At 70.2% G+C, this 17,717-nt stretch carries 17 protein-coding genes; 8 read left to right on the top strand and 9 right to left on the bottom strand.

The genetic code is table 11. The features are described from left to right. Window positions 1–60 precede the first annotated feature (60 nt). Window positions 61–540 carry an ATP-binding protein gene (locus ACFY9I_RS12805; RefSeq protein ID WP_391000522.1) on the bottom strand — a complete coding sequence of 160 codons (480 nt, stop codon included), beginning with the start codon at window positions 538–540 and terminating at the stop codon, window positions 61–63. A 524-nt stretch (window positions 541–1,064) separates the two neighbouring features. Between ACFY9I_RS12805 and ACFY9I_RS12800 the strand changes: the two genes are divergently transcribed. The 3 genes from ACFY9I_RS12800 to ACFY9I_RS12790 all read left to right on the top strand — a co-directional run bounded on the left by ACFY9I_RS12800 (window position 1,065) and on the right by ACFY9I_RS12790 (window position 4,860). Next, window positions 1,065–1,862, top strand: coding sequence for a transglutaminase domain-containing protein (locus ACFY9I_RS12800; protein WP_391000519.1), 798 nt, complete (start codon window positions 1,065–1,067; stop codon window positions 1,860–1,862). Between the two features lie 343 nt (window positions 1,863–2,205). Further along, on the top strand, window positions 2,206–4,215 hold the full coding sequence (locus tag ACFY9I_RS12795) for an amino acid transporter (RefSeq protein ID WP_391000516.1): 2,010 nt from the start codon (window positions 2,206–2,208) through the stop codon (window positions 4,213–4,215). Between the two features lie 135 nt (window positions 4,216–4,350). After that, window positions 4,351–4,860: a hypothetical protein gene (locus tag ACFY9I_RS12790; RefSeq protein WP_391000513.1), complete on the top strand. Its 510-nt coding sequence runs from the start codon at window positions 4,351–4,353 to the stop codon at window positions 4,858–4,860. A 47-nt stretch (window positions 4,861–4,907) separates the two neighbouring features. On the opposite strand, the gene ACFY9I_RS12785 is transcribed toward ACFY9I_RS12790, so the two are convergent. After that, on the bottom strand, window positions 4,908–6,449 hold the full coding sequence (locus ACFY9I_RS12785; protein ID WP_391000510.1) for an ATP-binding protein: 1,542 nt from the start codon (window positions 6,447–6,449) through the stop codon (window positions 4,908–4,910). 10 nt (window positions 6,450–6,459) lie between these two features. Beyond that, the gene (locus tag ACFY9I_RS12780; RefSeq protein WP_391000507.1) at window positions 6,460–7,206 is read right to left on the bottom strand and encodes a response regulator; all 747 of its coding nucleotides are present in this window, start codon (window positions 7,204–7,206) and stop codon (window positions 6,460–6,462) included. A gap of 366 nt (window positions 7,207–7,572) precedes the next feature. Here ACFY9I_RS12780 and ACFY9I_RS12775 point away from each other — a divergent pair, with 366 nt between their 5' ends. Further along, complete coding sequence (locus tag ACFY9I_RS12775) at window positions 7,573–8,889, top strand: glycosyltransferase (protein WP_391000504.1); 1,317 nt, start codon at window positions 7,573–7,575, stop codon at window positions 8,887–8,889. A 27-nt stretch (window positions 8,890–8,916) separates the two neighbouring features. Here ACFY9I_RS12775 and ACFY9I_RS12770 read toward each other — a convergent pair whose 3' ends face one another. From ACFY9I_RS12770 to ACFY9I_RS12755, 4 genes are all read right to left on the bottom strand, one after another. Next, entirely contained in the window at window positions 8,917–9,498 is a 582-nt protein-coding gene (locus ACFY9I_RS12770) for a CE1759 family FMN reductase (protein ID WP_391000501.1), read from the bottom strand. Beyond that, window positions 9,495–10,583 carry a CE1758 family FMN-dependent luciferase-like monooxygenase gene (locus tag ACFY9I_RS12765; RefSeq protein ID WP_391001421.1) on the bottom strand — a complete coding sequence of 363 codons (1,089 nt, stop codon included), beginning with the start codon at window positions 10,581–10,583 and terminating at the stop codon, window positions 9,495–9,497. The genes ACFY9I_RS12770 and ACFY9I_RS12765 overlap by 4 nt, the downstream gene beginning before the upstream one ends. 78 nt (window positions 10,584–10,661) lie before the next feature. Further along, window positions 10,662–10,940 (bottom strand): hypothetical protein, encoded by a 279-nt coding sequence (locus ACFY9I_RS12760; protein WP_391001489.1) that lies wholly within the window; start codon window positions 10,938–10,940, stop codon window positions 10,662–10,664. Next, a complete protein-coding gene (locus tag ACFY9I_RS12755) occupies window positions 10,940–11,716 on the bottom strand; it encodes an SDR family NAD(P)-dependent oxidoreductase (RefSeq protein WP_391000498.1) in 777 nt (258 codons plus the stop codon). The genes ACFY9I_RS12760 and ACFY9I_RS12755 overlap by 1 nt, the downstream gene beginning before the upstream one ends. A gap of 102 nt (window positions 11,717–11,818) precedes the next feature. Here ACFY9I_RS12755 and ACFY9I_RS12750 point away from each other — a divergent pair, with 102 nt between their 5' ends. Continuing rightward, on the top strand, window positions 11,819–12,262 hold the full coding sequence (locus tag ACFY9I_RS12750) for a nuclear transport factor 2 family protein (RefSeq protein WP_391000495.1): 444 nt from the start codon (window positions 11,819–11,821) through the stop codon (window positions 12,260–12,262). Window positions 12,263–12,307: 45 nt separating this feature from the next. Here the strand turns inward: ACFY9I_RS12750 and ACFY9I_RS12745 are convergent, their stop codons facing one another. Then, window positions 12,308–12,643, bottom strand: coding sequence for a YnfA family protein (locus ACFY9I_RS12745; protein WP_391000492.1), 336 nt, complete (start codon window positions 12,641–12,643; stop codon window positions 12,308–12,310). A gap of 53 nt (window positions 12,644–12,696) precedes the next feature. Then, window positions 12,697–13,890: an RtcB family protein gene (locus tag ACFY9I_RS12740; protein WP_391000489.1), complete on the bottom strand. Its 1,194-nt coding sequence runs from the start codon at window positions 13,888–13,890 to the stop codon at window positions 12,697–12,699. 204 nt (window positions 13,891–14,094) lie between these two features. Here ACFY9I_RS12740 and ACFY9I_RS12735 point away from each other — a divergent pair, with 204 nt between their 5' ends. From ACFY9I_RS12735 to ACFY9I_RS12725, 3 genes are all read left to right on the top strand, one after another. Further along, the gene (locus ACFY9I_RS12735; RefSeq protein ID WP_391000486.1) at window positions 14,095–14,994 is read left to right on the top strand and encodes a DUF3558 domain-containing protein; all 900 of its coding nucleotides are present in this window, start codon (window positions 14,095–14,097) and stop codon (window positions 14,992–14,994) included. 172 nt (window positions 14,995–15,166) lie between these two features. Beyond that, window positions 15,167–16,102 (top strand): hypothetical protein, encoded by a 936-nt coding sequence (locus ACFY9I_RS12730; protein ID WP_391000484.1) that lies wholly within the window; start codon window positions 15,167–15,169, stop codon window positions 16,100–16,102. 155 nt (window positions 16,103–16,257) lie between these two features. After that, complete coding sequence (locus ACFY9I_RS12725) at window positions 16,258–17,667, top strand: DUF2637 domain-containing protein (RefSeq protein WP_391000481.1); 1,410 nt, start codon at window positions 16,258–16,260, stop codon at window positions 17,665–17,667. The last annotated feature ends 50 nt before the right edge of the window (window positions 17,668–17,717 follow it).

The raw sequence follows: 17,717 nt of genomic DNA, 5'->3' as shown, positions 1-17,717 counted from the left end.
GCTAATACGCGACAGTCAGCCGACACAAATGGTTTCCCCGTGCACTCCTCGCAACAGGCCTTAGTTCGGTGCCGCCAGGTCGAACCACACCGCCTTGCCGTCGGGGTGGACGAGGCCGCCGCCGTTCGGGAGGGCGGCGGCGGTGCCCCAGTGGCCCTCGGTGAGAGCGTCCACGAGGTAGAGCCCACGGCCGCCCTCCTCCCACCCGTCCGAGGTCAACTCTCTTATGACCGGCGGGTTCTCGTCACCGTCGTAGACGATCACCCGGACCCTCCAGGCCTCCACCGCCAGCCAGAGAACCGATCCTCCTCCTTTGGCGTGCACACATGCGTTCGTGACCAGTTCGGACGTACACAGGGCGGCCGCGTCGACGAGGGCGTCGAGACCGAGGGCGCGCAGGACCGTGGCGACGAAGTCCCGTGCGATGCACGGGGAGGTGTCGAGGGGCGGGCAGAAGAGGGTGTACGTCGTCGCCGAGGGCGAGAGCCAGGGGCTGGCGCCGGGGGTTGGGAGGGGCAGATTACGGGCAGTTTCGGTCATGGAATGATCAACTCCATTGCGACGAGAAGGGATTGCTCGGGTCCCTACCGCGTCGGTGGCTCCTCCTCGGGTGTCGACGGCCCGGGGTGCGCTTCAACTGGCGGTACACAGGGGCGGATCACGGACGACTGCGGGCAGAGTGCGGATGGCTGCGGACTGATTTGCGGACTGATTTGCGGACGGACTGCGACGGGCTACGACGGACTGCGACTGACTGCGACGGAACCGCACATGAGCGGCGAGGCTGAGCGCGACGCGAGATGCAGGCTATATGCATATGAGTAATCGTTTGAGCACTCTCCGTGAGCGCAGGAATGACCGTAGTCGGCGGGTTCGCACCGCCGCAATGGGGTCGCTGGAAGTACTACGAAAGCGCGTCGCCGGTCCCCGAAGGCTCCGGCCCGACCCTCACCCTGAGTGGCCCCCGATCGTCCGGCACTGTGATGATGGGCGAGGGCCCGCCCGTGGGGACGGGCGGCTTGCACGGGGACAGGAACACAGAGGGATACGGGGACGGGCCTGCCATGACCAGTCGGTTGCTCATGTCGTACAACGTGCGGACGAGGCGGGCCGGGGTGCCGGCCCGGGAGCCGGCGGACGTGGTCGGTTCCACCCGGGCCACGGCGATCCTCGACCATGACGATCCGCAGGTCGGGGCGGTCGCGCGCCGGGCTCTGAGCGAGGCGACCCCACGGGACGCGCTGCGGACCGCGCACCGGATCATCGCGCGGCACGTACGGCCCGTGTACTCGGTCGAGGACGGCCGGCGTGTGTCGCGGACCCTGCGGCTCGGGCGCGGCTCGTGCAGTCAGCGGATGGCGGCGTTGGAGGCGGTCGCCCGCGCCGTACGTGTACGGACACGGGTGCGGGGGCTGATCGTGGACGGGACCTTCTGGTACCCCCGGTTCCCCCGCCTGAAGCCGTTCGTGCCGGAGCAGGTCCTGCTGGCCTGGCCGGAGTTCAGGATCAGCGGCGAGTGGGTACCGATCGGCGAACTCTTCGACACCTCCACGCCCGACAGCGCCCCCGCCCCCGACGGAGCCGCCCCCGTCAGCGGCCACGGCTTCGCCAACAAGGGCGGCGAGACCCTCTTCGACGCGGTCGCCCGGACCGGTGTCCGCTGGGACACCTGCGGCGCCCGGCAGGGCACTGCCTGTGACCTCTCCGCCCAGGTGGTCGCCGACCTCGGCCACTTCGACGACCGCGACGAACTGTTCGACCGCCACGGCCAGACCCTCTGTTGGACCGCCCGCACCCTCACCGAGCCGGTACTGGGCCGCTGGAGCGCGGGCGCGCTCCAGCGGCCCAGTACCGCCGCATGAGGACGACCGCGTGCCGGAGAACTCTGGACGACGGACAATTCCTGGTGACGACGGACAATTCCCGACGGCGGACAATTCCTGCAGACGGACAGTCCCTGGTGCCGCCCTCCCGAAAGTGCACTTCCTCTGAGGATTTCCTTCAACCACCCGCTCGACAAAGGAAGTCGAAAGACCCGAATTCGCTGATTCCCGCGACGCCGAGCGGGCGGCGCGGACTTTAACGAGGTCTTGACGCCGACCGGGCCTTCTTTTCGTGGCCCGGACATCACTCCCTGCTTACGCTGATGCAGCGGTCCCCCGTTGGCTGGAACCGTTCGTATCACCGCATGTCAGGAGCGCGCGCATGGCCACCACGGAGGACATACGGACCGCCCGGGCGGCCGGCCGACTACGGGCCTGGATGCTGGAGGGCCTGTCCGACATGAGCGGGCCAGGACGGACCGCGCAGCGCCCACCGGAGCCGGCCCCCACCTCGGCCGCCGCCCCGACCGCCGCCCCGGCCGCGGCCTCCGCCCAGCAGGGCCGGCCCTGGTGGCGGGTGATGTGCCTGACGGGCGTCGACTACTTCTCCACCCTCGGCTACCAGCCCGGCATCGCCGCCCTCGCCGCCGGTCTGCTCTCCCCCGTCGCGACCATCGTCCTGGTGATCGTCACCCTCGCGGGAGCGCTTCCCGTCTATCGCCGCGTGGCCGAGGAAAGCCCCCACGGCCAGGGCTCCATCTCCATGCTGGAACGGCTGCTGACGTTCTGGAAGGGCAAGCTCTTCGTCCTGACGCTGCTGGGTTTCGCGGCGACCGACTTCCTGATCACGATCACCCTCTCCGCCGCCGACGCCTCCACCCACCTCGTGGAGAACCCCCACCTGACCGGCGCCCTGCACGGCAAACAGCTTCTGATCACACTGATCCTCATCGCCCTGCTCGGCGCCGTCTTCCTCAAGGGCTTCCTGGAAGCGATCGGCGTGGCGGTGGTTCTGGTCGGCGCCTACCTGTCGCTGAACGTCGTCGTCGTGGCCGTGGGCCTCTGGCACGTGATCACCGAGGGTCATGTCGTCACCGACTGGTCGACCGCCCTGACCGCCGAGCACGGAAACGTTCTGGCCATGATCGGCGTGGCCCTCATCGTCTTTCCGAAACTCGCCCTCGGCCTCTCCGGCTTCGAAACGGGCGTGGCCGTCATGTCGCATGTGAAGGGCGACCCCGGCGACACCGAGCAGGATCCCCAGGGCCGTATCCGGGGCACGAAGAAACTCCTCACCGCCGCGGCCGTGATCATGAGTGTCTTCCTGATCAGCACGAGCTTCATCACCACTCTCCTCATCCCGGAGAAGGAGTTCCAGCCCGGCGGCGACGCCAACGGCCGCGCCCTCGCCTACCTCGCCCACGACTACCTGGGCAGCGCCTTCGGCACGGTCTACGACGCCTCGACCATCGCCATCCTCTGGTTCGCCGGCGCTTCCGCCATGGCCGGCCTGCTCAACCTCATGCCTCGCTATCTCCCCCGCTACGGCATGGCCCCCCACTGGGCCCGCGCGGTCCGGCCCATGGTCATCGTCTTCACCCTCGTCGGCTTCCTCGTCACCTGGCTCTTCGACGCGGACGTGGACGCGCAGGGCGGCGCGTACGCGACGGGCGTCCTGGTCCTGATCAGCTCGGCGGCGATCGCGGTGACGACAGCCGCCCGCAAGGCCGGCCAACGGGGCTGGACCGTCGCCTTCGCCGTGATCTCGGCGGTCTTCCTCTACACGACCGTCCTGAACGTCGTCGAACGCCCCGACGGCGTGCAGATCGGCGCCTGCTTCATCGCCGCGATCATCCTCGTCTCCCTCCTCTCCCGTCTCGCCCGAGCCTTCGAACTCCGGGTGACGAGCGTCGATCTCGACCCCATGGCGGACCGCTTCGTCCGGGACACGAAGAGCCGCCGTATCCGTTTCGTCGCCAATGAGCCCGACCGGCGGGACGTCACCGAATACCGCGAGAAGCTCGAACAGATCCGCCACGACAACGACGTCCCCGCAGCGGAGGACATCGTCTTCGTGGAGGTCACGGTCACCGATCCCTCGGAGTTCGAAGCGGGTCTGACCGTTCGGGGCGAGGTGATGCACGACCGCTATCGCGTCCTCACCCTCGAATCCTCCTCCGTCCCCAACGCGCTCGCCGCCCTCCTCCTCCACGTCCGCGACACCACCCACCACACCCCCCACATCTACTTCGAATGGACCGAGGGCAACCCCTTCACCAACTTCCTCCGCTTCCTCCTCTTCGGCCAGGGCGAAGTCGCCCCGGTGACGCGGGAGGTCCTACGGGAGGCGGAACCGGACCGGGAGCGGCGCCCCAGGGTGCATGTGGGGTAGGGCCTTTCTGGTGGGCCGCCGCCGCGTCGCGACGCCCGACCGGTCACGGAATGGCCATTTCTTCCACACACCCCTCACATCTTGTCCCGTCCGGGCACTACGGTCACTCCCCTCGAAACAGCCCAGGGGGACGAAATGACCAACCCGCACACCGGACCCATGCCCTCCGCTCCCCGCCCGCCCGGCACCCGCCCGCTGCGCAAGCGCATACTGGTGTGGATAGGCGGCGCCGGCCTCTTCGTCGCGGGCGCGCTCGTCGGCTCCGCCGGGGATGACGGGCAGGAGACCGTCAAGGCGGCTGCCAGGCCCACGACTTCCGTCACGGCGACCGTGACGGCCACACCGGAGCCCGGTCCGACCGTCACCGAGACCGTCAAGGCCAAGGCGAAGCCGGGACCGACCGTCACCGTCACCAAGACCGCCCCCGCCCAGGCCGCCGACACCGGCACCGGCAGCGGCAGCGGCAGCGGCAGCGGCAGCCAGGAGGACGCCAGCACCTGCTCGATCGTCTCCAACTCGGGGAACTGCTACTCGGCGGGACAGTTCTGCCGCAACAGCGACCACGGTGCCGTCACCACCACCGAGGACGGCACGGAGATCAAGTGCGCCTACCGCTCGAACGCCTGGCGCTGGACCTACGTCTGACAGGACGAGGCCGGCGCACCGGCGCACCCCTCACTCCGCGGCACCCCTCACTCCGCGACACCCCGCACCGTGAACCCGGTCGCCAACCCCCCGCCCTCGCGCCGGAACGCGAACGGGGCCCCGCCGTGCGCAGCCGCCACGGCCCGCACGATCGACAACCCGAGCCCGGACCCGGGCAGACTCCGCGCGTCCGGCGCCCGATAGAAGCGGTCAAAGATCCGTTCGAGGTCGCAGTCGCGGACGCCGGGGCCCCGGTCCAGGACCTCGACGCGGACGACCTCGGCGTCGTCGCCCGGTTCGCCCGGACGCCCCCCGGGTTCACCGAAGTCACCCGGCTCCCCCAGGTCCCCCAGCGCGCCGAGTTCGCGCAGTTCCCCGAGGGCCCCCGCCGCCCCCCGCGCGACGACGACCTCGATGGCCCCCGACCCGCCCCGGTCGAACTTGGCCGCGTTCTCCACCAGGTTGGAGATCGCCCGCTGGAGCGCCCCGGCCCGTCCCTCCACGGTCGTGTCGCCGGCCACACGGACGACGACCTCCCGCCCGGTGCGCCGCCGGGCGGTCGCCGCCACATCGTCCGCGAGGTCGGCGAGCCGCACCCGCTGCACGGGCTCGGTGCTCGACTGCCCGGCCGCGAGATCCACCAGCTCATTCACCAGGTCGGTCAGTTCGAGGGCCTCCTGGGAGAGGTCGTCGACGAGTTCCTCCCGCATCCGGGGCGGCAACTCGTCGATGCGCCGGAGCAGCGAGATGTTCGTACGGAGGGAGGTGAGCGGGGTGCGCAGTTCGTGCCCCGCGTCCTGGACCAGCCGTCGCTGGTCCTCCTCCGACTGCGCCAGGCGGACCAGCATGCGGTCGAAGGAGCGGCCGAGCCGGCCCACCTCGTCCCGGCCCGCCACCGGCACCTGGATGCCCAGATGCCCGGTCCGGGCCACGTCCTCCGCCGCCCCCGCCAACTGCACCAGCCGCCGGGTCTGCCGTCGGGCCAGCCACCAGCCGAACAGCCCGGCCGAGACCACGACGCCCGACACGAACAACAGGGTCCGCTGCTGCAGTTCCCGCAGCAGGTCCTCCGTGTCGCTGAACTCCTGCGCGACCTGCACGGCGCCCCGCCCACCGCCGAGCGCCACGGTCACCACCCGGTAGCGGTCGTCACCGACCTCGACCTCACCGTGCTCGACCAGCACCCCGGCCAGGGCCGCGTCGGCCGTACGGCGGTCCGCGTCACGCACGGGCAGGCCGGGGGCGCCCTCGTCGAGGATCTCCCCGTGCGGGCCGAGCACCTGGACGTCCGTACGGCCGGAGCGGATCAGGTCGTCGCGCGGACCACCGCTGTCGCTCGGCGCGAAGTCCTCCGGCCGCAACGGGTCCTGCTCGACCAGTTCCCGAAGATCGCGTACGACCTCCGCAAACACGGTCTGCTCGTCGACCCGCACCAGCCGCGCCGCCGCGCTGTAACTCAGGATCCCCACGAGGACGGTGACGACGCACGCCACCGCCACGAACGACACGGTGAACGTCGCCCGCAGCGAGGGCACCGGCCGCAGCCGGGAGAGCAGCCGGGACAGCACCCGGACGGCACGGGCGGACACGGGAGCCGCCTCAGTCTTCCCGCAGCGCGTACCCCACACCCCGCACGGTGTGGATCAGCGCAGGCGCCCCGGGCTCGTCCAGCTTGCGGCGCAGGTAACCGACGTAGACGGCGAGGTTCTTGGAGCCGGGCCCGAAGTCGTAGCCCCAGATACGGTCGTAGATCGTCGCGTGGTCGAGGACGATGCCGGCGTTGCGGACGAGCAGTTCGAGCAGGTCGAACTCGGTCCGCGTCAGCTCCAGTTCCCGTGTCCCGCGCCACGCCCGCCGCGCCTGGACGTCCATCCGCAGGCCGGCGGCCGTGATCAGCCCGCCACCCTCCGACGACGGGCCGGCGGCGGAGCCGGGAGCGGCCGCGGCCGGCTGGGGCGGCCTCGCGAACGCGTCCGCGCCGCCCGTCCGCCGCAGCAGCGCGCGCAGCCGCGCGAACACCTCCTCCACGTCGAACGGTTTGACGACGTAGTCGTCCGCGCCGGCGTCGAGGCCGGCGATCCGGTCGGCGGTCTCCACGAGCGCGGTGAGCATCAGGATCGGTGTCCGGTCGCCCTCCGCGCGCAGCACCCGGCAGACCTGGAGGCCGTCTATGCCGGGCATCATCACATCGAGCACCAGCACATCGGGCTGGGTGCGGTGGGCCTGGGCGAGCGCCTCGACGCCGTCGGCGACCGCCGTGACCGCGTACCCCTCCAGGGTCAGCGCGCGTTCCAGGGCATGACGGATGGCACGGTCGTCCTCGGCGAGCAGCACGTTCTGGGGCACCTCACCAGTCTGCCAAGGTCACCGGCGCACACCACCTCGTCGGAAGCACCCGAGGGCCCTTCTTACCGGCCTCTCACCCCGACCGGGAGTTCGACTTACCACTCCGGAGCAGCGTGCCCGTGTGACACCCCTCCGCACGGGAACCCGAGCAGAGCGAGCAAATGGAGTACAAAGGGTCAGAACCACCTCCGAACCAGGCCCAACCCGGACCACCACACATGTTTCGCCTCACACGTATCACCGCACACGGAGCACCACACCGTTGACAACGGTCGCCCCACCACAACCGCGCACCCCACAACCGCCAGACCTCACAACCGCCAGACCCCACAACCGCGTCGCCCAGGCCGTCGGGAAGGTAGTGCATTGAGCCGCCGCAAGAAGATCGTGTTCCTGCTGCACAACGCGTACGCCATCGGCGGCACCGTGCGGACGACACTGAACCTGGCGGCGGCGCTGGCCGACCACCATGACGTGGAGATCGCCTCCATGGCCCGCCACCTCGACGAACCGCGCTTCGCCGTCGACCCGAGGGTCACGCTCGTCCCCCTGGTGGACATCCGCCCGTACAGCACCGACTTGAGCGATCCGGCCCAGGCGCGGCCCGCCGCGGACTTCCCCGCCGAGGACAAGCGGTACCGCCAGTACAGCAGGCTCACCGACGTCCGCGTCCGCGCCTACCTGTCCCGCTGCGGCGCGGACGTCGTCATCGGCACCCGCCCCGGCATCAACGTCTACGTATCCCGCTTCGCACCCCGCCGCGCCCTGCGCATCGGCCAGGAACACCTGCGCCACGACGCCCACACCAAGCAGCTCCGCAAGGTCCTCGCCCGCCACTACCGCACCCTGGACGCGGTCGTCACCACCACGGCGGCGGACGCGGCGGTGTACCGCGCACGGATGAAACTTCCGGGCGTACGGGTGATGTCGGTGCCCAACATCGTCCCGCCGGCCGGGGTCGCCCCGTCGGACTGCACGGCCCCCGTCATCGCGGCCGCCGGCCGCCTCGCCCGGGGCAAGCGGTTCGACCTGCTGCTGGAGGCGTTCGCGAAGGTCGCCCCGAAGGAACCGGACTGGGAGCTGCGCGTCTACGGCGGCGGCAAGCAGAAGGAGCGGCTGGAAGCGCTCATCGAGGACCTCCACCTCACCGACCGGGCTCATCTGATGGGCCCGCACACCCCCATCGAGGAGGAGTTCGCGCGGGCCTCGATCGTCGTCAGCGCCTCCGACGCCGAGTCCTTCGGCATGACCCTCGTCGAGGCCATGCGCTGCGGTGTCCCCGTCGTCAGCACCGACTGCCCGCTCGGCCCCGCTGAGATCATCACCGACGGCACCGACGGCCGCCTCGTCCCCGTCGACGACCCCCACGCCCTCGCCGACGCCATCCTCGACCTCACCGCCGACCCCGACCTGCGCCGCGCCATGGGCCGAGCCGCCCTGGCGAGCGCCCACCGCTACGACCCGGCCCCCATCGTCACCGAGTACGAGCGCCTGTTCACCGACCTGCGCGCGACAAGACTCCGCCGCACCTGGGAACGAGAGTCGACGAGGGCGAGGGCCTGGCTGCGCCGCCGGGTACGCGCCTGGAAGAGGGCGACCTCAGCGCCCCTCAGGGGTGCGGGGCCGTCAGATACGCGGCTCCCCGGCGCGGGCGCGAGCAACCACAAGCAACCCGCGGCCTGACTCGCCCAGGAACCCCAACGGCGACGCTCAGCCCTGCAACGCCGCCAACCGCTCGGCGAAGGGAACGACAACCGACCCCTCCGGCTCGACCGGCACAGCCACCGCCATCGACCCGGCCAACTCCGACGCCGCCCGCTCGATCCGCCCGGCCAAGCCCTCCGCACCCCAGTCCTCGGACGCGGCATAGACACCCGTGGGCATGACCACGGCTCGCAGATACGCGAACAGCGGCCGCATCGCGTGCTCCAGCACCAGCGAATGCCGGGCCGAGCCTCCGGTGGCCGCGATCAACACCGGCTTCCCCGCCAGCGCGTCACGTTCGAGCACATCGAAGAAGGACTTGAACAGCCCGCTGTAGGAGGCGGAGAACACCGGTGTCACCACCACGAGCCCGTCGGCCCCCGCCACCGCGTCCAGCGCGGCGGCGAGCTTGCGCCCCGGGAACCCGTTCGTGAAGTGGTGCGCGATCTCCACGGCGAGGTCCCGCAGTTCGACGACCTCCACCTCGACCGAGGCGTCCCGTCCGACGACCGCCGCGGCCAGCCGGTCCCCCAGCAGCCGCGTGGACGACGGCACACCCAGCCCCGCCGAGACGACGACCAGCCTCATGCCACACTCTCCTTCTTCGCCGCGGCCACCCGCGCCCCGTGCGTCGGCGCGTCCGGCACGTCCGCCGCACGCCCCTTCGCGAACTCCTCCCGCAGCACCGGCACGACCTCCTCGCCGAGCATGTCGATCTGCTCCAGCACGGTCTTCAGGGGCAGCCCCGCGTGGTCGACGAGGAACAACTGCCGCTGGTAGTCACCGGCGTACTCCCGGAACGCCAGCGTCTTCTCGATCACCTGCTGCGGCGACCCGACCGTCAACGGCGTCTGGTCGGCGAAGTCCTCCAGGGACGGCCCGTTGCCGTAGACCGGCGCGACGTCGAAGTACGGCCGGAACTCCCGCACCGCGTCCTGCGAGTTCCTGCGCATGAACACATGCCCGCCGAGCCCCACGATCGCCTGCTCGGGCGTGCCGTGCCCGTAGTGCGCGTACCGCTGCCGGTACAGCTCGACCATGCGCCGGGTGTGGTCGGCCGGCCAGAAGATGTTGTTGTGGAAGAAGCCGTCACCGTAGTACGCGGCCTGTTCGGCGATCTCGGGCGAGCGGATGGAGCCGTGCCAGACGAACGGCGGTACGTCGTCCATCGGGCGGGGCGTGGAGGTGAAGCCCTGGAGGGGCGTGCGGAACTTGCCCTCCCAGTCGACGACGTCCTCGCGCCACAGGCGGTGCAGCAGGGCGTAGTTCTCGACCGCGAGGTTGATGCCCTGCCGGATGTCCTGGCCGAACCACGGGTACACCGGTCCGGTGTTGCCGCGCCCCAGCATCAGATCCACCCGCCCGTCGGCCAGGTGCTGGAGCATCGCGAAGTCCTCCGCGATCTTCACCGGGTCGTTGGTGGTGATGAGGGTGGTGGCGGTGGAGAGGATCAGCCTCTCGGTCCGCGCGGCCACGTAGCCGAGCATCGTGGTCGGCGAGGACGGCACGAACGGGGGGTTGTGGTGCTCACCGGTGGCGAAGACGTCGAGCCCGACCTCCTCCGCCTTCAGCGCGATCGCGACCATCGCCTTGATGCGCTCGCGCTCGGTCGGCGTGCGGCCCGTGGTGGGGTCCGGCGTCACATCACCGACGCTGAAGATCCCGAACTGCATCATCGCTGCCACCCTCCCAGGTTGTTTACAATTCAACTATACCTGTGAACATGGGCCCTCTCTCCACTATTCCTCCGACTACTTCGCGTGCGTAACCGCGTAGATCATCACAAAAGCCACGAGGTGGATGCCGAAGAGGAAGTACGCGAGGTACCACCACACGTACCGCTCGTTCTTCTTCTCCTCGGCGAGCCGGCGCTTCTCGGCAGTCAGCCCGCCATCCGGCACCGGGCCGCCATCCGGCACCGGGTCGGCATCCGACACAGGGCCGCCATCCGCCACCGGGTCGGCATCCGACACAGGGCCGCCATCCGCCACCGGGCCGCCTTCGGGCGTCGGGCCCTCCACGGACGGCATCACAGCTCCCGGTGGACCTTGGTGTTGGAGGCCTGGGCGCGGGGGCGCAGGACGAGGAGGTCGACGTTGACATGGCTGGGCCGGGTGACCGCCCAGCCGATCGTGTCGGCGACGTCCTCAGCCGTCAGGGGCTCGGCGACGCCCTCGTACACGCTCGCCGCCTTCTCCGCGTCGCCGCCGAAGCGGGTCAGCGCGAACTCGTCCGTCTTCACCATGCCGGGCGCGATCTCGATGACCCGGACCGGTGTGCCGACGATCTCCAGCCGCAGCGTCTCGGCGAGGACGTGCGCGCCGTGCTTGGCGGCGACGTACCCCGCGCCGCCCTCGTACGTCCCGTGCCCGGCCGTCGACGACACCACGACCACCGTGCCGTCGCCGCTGGCGGTCAGCGCGGGCAGCAGGGCCTGGGTGACGTTGAGCGTGCCGATGACGTTCGTCTCGTACATCGTGCGCCAGTCGGCGGGGTCCCCGGTGGCCACCGGGTCGGCGCCGAGCGCGCCGCCCGCGTTGTTGACCAGCACCCCGATCGTCCGGAACGCGGTCGCGAACTCGTCGACCGCCGCACGGTCCGTAACGTCCAGGGCGTACGCCGTGGCCTGCCCGCCGCCCTCGTTGATCTCCTCGGCGAGCGCCTCGATCCGGTCCTTGCGGCGCGCGGTCAGCACCACGCGGTACCCCGCCGCGCCGAGCCGCCGGGCCGTGGCGGCGCCGATCCCGCTGCTCGCACCGGTCACGACGGCGATGCGGGAGGCTGCGGACGGTACGGCGGTGGCCATGAGCTGCTCCTGAGCGGTAGGGAATCGAACGGTCCCGGCCCGGTCAGGATAGGCGGGTGGTGAGACAATAGGACGGGTGGTCCCCGGCACAGGAGGTGGATCATGGGACAGGCGCGCGAGGTAATGGACCAGCTCACCGAGGCGCTCACCACACACCAGGACCCCAAGACCGTCGCGAACCTCTTCGCGGAGGACGCGGTCGCCTACACCCCCGACGGCGGAGAGATCCACGGCCGGGACAGCATCGCCGAGTACTGGCGCCAGATGACGGACGCCATGCCCGAGGCCGGGTACGAGTCGCTCGCCTCGTTCGAGGTCGGTGACACGGCCATCGACGAGGGGATCTTCAGCGGCACCAACAGCGGCCCGCTGGCCTTCGCCGACGGGACGTCCCTCCCCGCGACCCGGAAGGACATCCGTATCCGGGGCGTGGACCTCGCCACCGTCCAGGACGGCCAGATCACCAGCTACCGCCTCTACTTCGACCAGCTGCAGTTCCTGAACCAGCTCGGCCTGCTGTCGGAGGACCCGGCCCAGCGGTCGTAGCGACGGACGGCCGCAGGGGCGGCGTCCCCGGGCGGGACCTCGGCGTCACCCGCCCCGGGGCGCGTACATGATCACCGCCATGCCCGCGAGGCAGACCAACGCGCCCGTCACGTCCCAGCGGTCGGGCCGGTAGCCGTCCGCGACCATCCCCCAAGCGATCGACCCGGCCACGAAGATCCCCCCGTACGCGGCGAGGATCCGCCCGAAGTGCGCGTCCGGCTGGAACGTCGCCACGAACCCGTACGCCCCCAGCGCCACGAACCCCGCCCCGATCCACACCCACCCCCGATGCTCCCGCACCCCCTGCCACACCAGCCAGGCCCCGCCAATCTCGAACAGCGCGGCGAGCACGAACAGGGCGGCGGAGCGAACGATCACCATGCCCGCAGCTTCGCACGGCCTGAGCGGGACCGAACCGCCCCGTACCCGCCTCGTCAGCCCTTCACGCACACCACCTGCTTCAGCTTCGCCACCACCTGCACGAGGTCCCTCTGCTGGTCGATGACCTGCTCGATCGGCTTGTAGGCACCCGGGATCTCGTCCACGACGCCGGAGTCCTTGCGGCACTCCACGCCCCGGGTCTGCTCCTCCAGGTCCGTGGTCGAGAAGCGCCGCTTCGCCGCCGTCCGGCTCATACGCCGACCGGCCCCGTGCGACGCCGAGTTGAAGGCCTTCTCGTTGCCGAGGCCCTTCACGATGTACGAGCCCGTGCCCATCGAGCCCGGGATGATTCCGTACTCGCCGGAGCCCGCGCGAATCGCGCCCTTACGGGTCACCAGGAGATCCACACCCTCGTAGCGCTCCTCGGCCACGTAGTTGTGGTGGGCGCTGATCTCGGGCTCGAAGGCCGGCCTCGCCTTCTTGAACTCCTTGCGGACGACGTCCTTCAGGAGCGCCATCATGATCGTGCGGTTGTACTTCGCGTACTCCTGCGCCCAGAACAGGTCGTTGCGGTACGCCTCCATCTGCGGGGTGTCCGCGACGAAGACGGCGAGGTCGCGGTCGACCAGGCCCTGGTTGTGCGGAAGCTTCTGGGCGATGCCGATGTGGTGCTCCGCCAACTCCTTGCCGATGTTCCGGGAACCGGAGTGCAGCATCAACCAGACAGAACCAGACGAATCCGTGCAGACTTCGACGAAGTGGTTTCCTCCGCCGAGCGTTCCCATCTGCTTTTCCGCCCGGTCGTGACGGAACCTGACCGCTTCCGCAACTCCCTCGAACCGCCCCCAGAACCCGTCCCACCCGCCGCCGGCGAACCCGTGCAGCCGCGCCGGATCGACGGGGTCGGCATGCATCCCCCGCCCCACCGGAATCGCCTGCTCGATCTTCGAGCGCAGCCGGGAGAGGTCTCCGGGAAGGTCGTTGGCCGTCAGGGACGTCCTGACCGCCGACATCCCGCAGCCGATGTCCACACCCACCGCCGCCGGACACACAGCCCCCTGCATCGCGATGACGGACCCGACCGTCGCGCCCTTGCCGTAGTGGACGTCCGGCATGACGGCGAGCCCCTTGATCCAGGGGAGGGTTGCGACGTTGCGCAGCTGCTGCAGGGCCCCCTCCTCGACCGACGCCGGGTCGGTCCACATCCGGATGGGTACCTTCGCGCCCGGTATCTCGACGTACGACATATCGCTCTCACTCCCCCGAAAAACAGATCAAAGTCTCAGAACGCAAAACCGGCGCCAAGGTCAACGAAAGGGATGCCGGACCGGCGTTCACGGCAGCGCGTGCGATACACATGGTGCCCGGGGGTCACCCCCGGGCGGCAAGTGAATAACCACAGGCAGGACAGCGCAGGCGTCCCGAGGGACCCCGTCGAGAGGAGCCCCACCGTGCAGCGGAAGGCGTACGTACCCGGCGTCGCCGTGCTCCTCGCGGCACTGCTGACCGCGTGCACGAGCTCCGACGACCCCAGTTCGCCCGACGACCCCCGCCCGGGCGAGGCCGCGTCGACGACCACCGTCGCCCAGCCCGGCCGCTACGACACGCTCCCGGAGCCCTGCGGCTCGATCGACCACAACACCCTCGACTCCCTCCTCCCCGGCATCAAGCAGCTCACCGACGTGACCCAGCGCGAGCAGGCGTACGAGGGCAAGGCGACACAGACGTACGACACGGACCGCAAGGCCGGCTGCCGCTGGAAGGTGGAGTCCACGGACGCCACCCACTACCTGTTCGTCGACTTCGAGCGCATCGTGTCGTTCACCAACACGGTCAGCGACGACAGCAAGGCGCAGGAGGTGTACGGCGGCAAGGTCCAGGCGGCGGACCTCCCGGAGCCCGCGCCGTCCGTCTCCGAGGAGGAGAGCGAGGGGACGGACGAGACCGAGGGCACGGGAGAGGCCACGGCCGAGCCCTCGGCCGACGCATCCGACGCGGCCACCTCCTCGGACCCGTCCGACCAGTCCGACTCCCCCGACTCCTCCACGCCTTCCGATTCGTCCAATTCGCCTGATTCCTCCGCCTCTTCACCCTCGGCCACCGCTTCCGGCACCCCCGCCTCCCTCCAGCCCCGCACGCTCGACGGTCTCGGGGACGAGGCGTTCCTCGACGACGCGCTCGGGACGAGCAAGCAGCGGACGGTGACTGTGGTGTTCCGCACGTCGAACGTGATCGTGACGGTGGAGTACGAGGAGCAGCCGGCGACCACGACGGTGGTGCCGGACAGCGAGGAAATGCAGGACAGGGCCCGGAATCTGGCGGATCGGCTGGCCGAGGCGTTCGACGACTGACCGGCGGCCGGGGGCCGTTCGGGCGTCCGTGTGAACCCCGCGATCCAGGACCGCACTTCTTCATCACCGCGTACCGTGGCCCCTCGGAACCCGATCCGATCGCAGGAACGCCACAGGAACCACGCAGGAACCCCGCAAGCAGACCGCAGGAACCGCGAGCGTGATGAACGTCATGAGTGAAGGAACCATGCAACGAGCCGCAGAGTCAGATCAGCGTCAGCCGCGAGTCGAGCGGATCCGCCGGACCAGGCGCCCGAGCCGTGTTCTCGTGGGTGCCGCGGTCGTCCCGGTGATGCTGCTGGCGGTCGGCTGCTCGTCGGGCTCCGACGCCGACAGTGCCTCCGGTGACCAGACGCCGGCGGGGGCGGATCAGGAGCCGACGAAGAGCGCCACCCCCGAGGTGGTCGAGGCGAAGTACGCGTCGCTGCCGGACGCCTGCGAGGTGTTCTCCGACAAGACGCTCAAGTCGGTGGTGCCGGAGGGCGTGAAGTCCGGAAAAGCGATCAACAAGGCCGAGGCGAACGTGACCGGCGACTGCCGCTGGATCAGCCTCGACAACAACGGTGTGGACGGCTCCCAGTACCGCTGGCTGAGCGTGTCGCTGCACCTGCTCGCCTCGGACGCGGCGAACGGCCCCGGTGAGGACCGGGCGGCCAAGGCGTTGGAGTCGAAGCTGACCGCGGCGAAGGCCGTCGACGGGGCGAAGAAGGTCAGGACGGAGCCGGTGACGGGCGTGGGCGACCAGGCCACGGCGGTCCTGTACGACCTGAAGAAGGACGGGGACACCTTCAAGCAGCAGACGATCGTGGTGCGCACGGAGAACGTGGTCATCACGGTCGACTACAACGGCGCGGGCCTGGCCGGTGAGAAGACCCCGGACGCGGCCGCGCTGCTGAAGTCGGCGAAGAGCGCCGCCAAGGAGGCCGTCGAGGCGATCGAGGAGGCGAACGACGGTACGGACGCTTCGGCGTCCCCGTCGAAGGGCGCCTCCGATGCGCCGTCGCAGGAGCCGACGAAGGCGTCGTCGTCGGGTGGCTCGGGTGCGGATGTGAGTTCCGACTCGGACTCGGACTCCTCCACGTCCGGCAGCAGGAAGAGCAAGTCCTAGCCTCACCTGGTGTTTTCTCGGAGCCCGGCCCTCATGGGGACCGGGCTCCGTGCCGTCCGGCGAGCCGTTCCCCGTACACATGTGCCACCCTGTTGCGCGCAACAACACGCAAGGGGAGGGGAGTACGGGTGGCCGCGCCAATACAGCTCACTCGGATGCACCGCGTTCTCATCGGCGTGGTCGTGTTCGGCGCCGTCATCATCGCCGGGATCGGCTTCGCGGGTTCGTACGCGGCGGTACGGGAGCTGGCCGTCAAGAAGGGCTTCGGGAACTTCTCGTACGTCTTCCCGATCGGGATCGACGCGGGCATCTGTGTCCTGCTGGCCCTGGATCTGCTCCTGACGTGGATCAGGATCCCCTTCCCGCTGCTGCGTCAGACGGCGTGGCTGCTGACGATCGCCACGATCGCGTTCAACGGCGCGGCGGCCTGGCCCGACCCGCTGGGCGTCGGTATGCACGCGGTGATCCCGGTCCTGTTCGTCGTCTCCGTCGAAGCGGCCCGGCACGCCATCGGCCGCATCGCCGACATCACCGCCGACAAGCACATGGAGGGCGTCCGCCTCACCCGCTGGCTGCTCTCCCCCGTGCCCACGTTCCTCCTCTGGCGCCGTATGAAGCTGTGGGAGCTCCGCTCCTACGACCAGGTCATCAAGCTGGAGCAGGAACGTCTCGTCTACCAGGCCCGCCTCCGCTCCCGCTTCGGCCGGGCCTGGCGCCGCAAGGCCCCGGTGGAGTCCCTGATGCCGCTGCGCCTGGCCCGCTACGGCGTCCCACTGGCGGACACGGCTCCCGCGGGCCTGGCGGCAGCGGGAATCGAACCGGCCCTCCTGCCCCCGGCGCCGCTGCCGGAACTGACGCGGGTGCCCGACGCCGGGGCGGCCGCCCTGCCCAACCCCGACACAGCCGCGGGCAGTCGTGCCACTGGGGAGGCACGGGTGGGCGATGGGGGTCCCCCCGCGCGAGCGCATTCGAGCGTGGGAGAGGAACCTCCCGTCGAGCAGCGACCCTTCCCCGACGGCGACCGGATCCCCGAGCCACTGGACTACGAGCCCCCGGCCGAGGAAAGCCCCTGGCTCCACGCCCGCCACCCCCAGGAAGTCCCCTACCAGGGCGGCTACGACCCCTCGTACGAGCCGGAGGAACAGTACGGCGAGTGGTACGAGGAACAGGACTCGGAGCAGTATCAGCAGTACCAGCAGTTCGAGCCGGATGCCCGCGACCCCCGCGACCCCCGCTACCAGCAGCGACAGTTCGAGGCCCCCGAAGTTCAGGAGCCGGACCCCTCCCCGGAGGAGACCGGCAGCTTTCCCATCCCGGCCGGCCCGAACCGCACCCGCGAGCTGGGCGAGGGCGGCGGCACCCCCGAACCCGCCGCCCCGGACGAGGAGTCGTACTACCAGGTCTTCAAGAAGTCGATAAACGGCAGCTACCCGACGCCGCGCGAGCTCATCGACAACGTGGAGGCCGAGTTCCGCGTCACCCTCTCCGCCGAGGAGTCGAAGCGCATGGTCAACCGCTTCACCAACCGCCACACGGCGGAGCTGGAAGAGGACCACATCGCCTGAGTGACGCCCACACGAGGAGGGGGCGCCCGGTGGTCACCGGGCGCCCCCTC

It is taken from the genome of Streptomyces sp. NPDC012510 (assembly GCF_042955065.1).
GTDB lineage: Bacteria > Actinomycetota > Actinomycetes > Streptomycetales > Streptomycetaceae > Streptomyces.
This window is presented reverse-complemented; position numbering and strand designations above follow the sequence as displayed.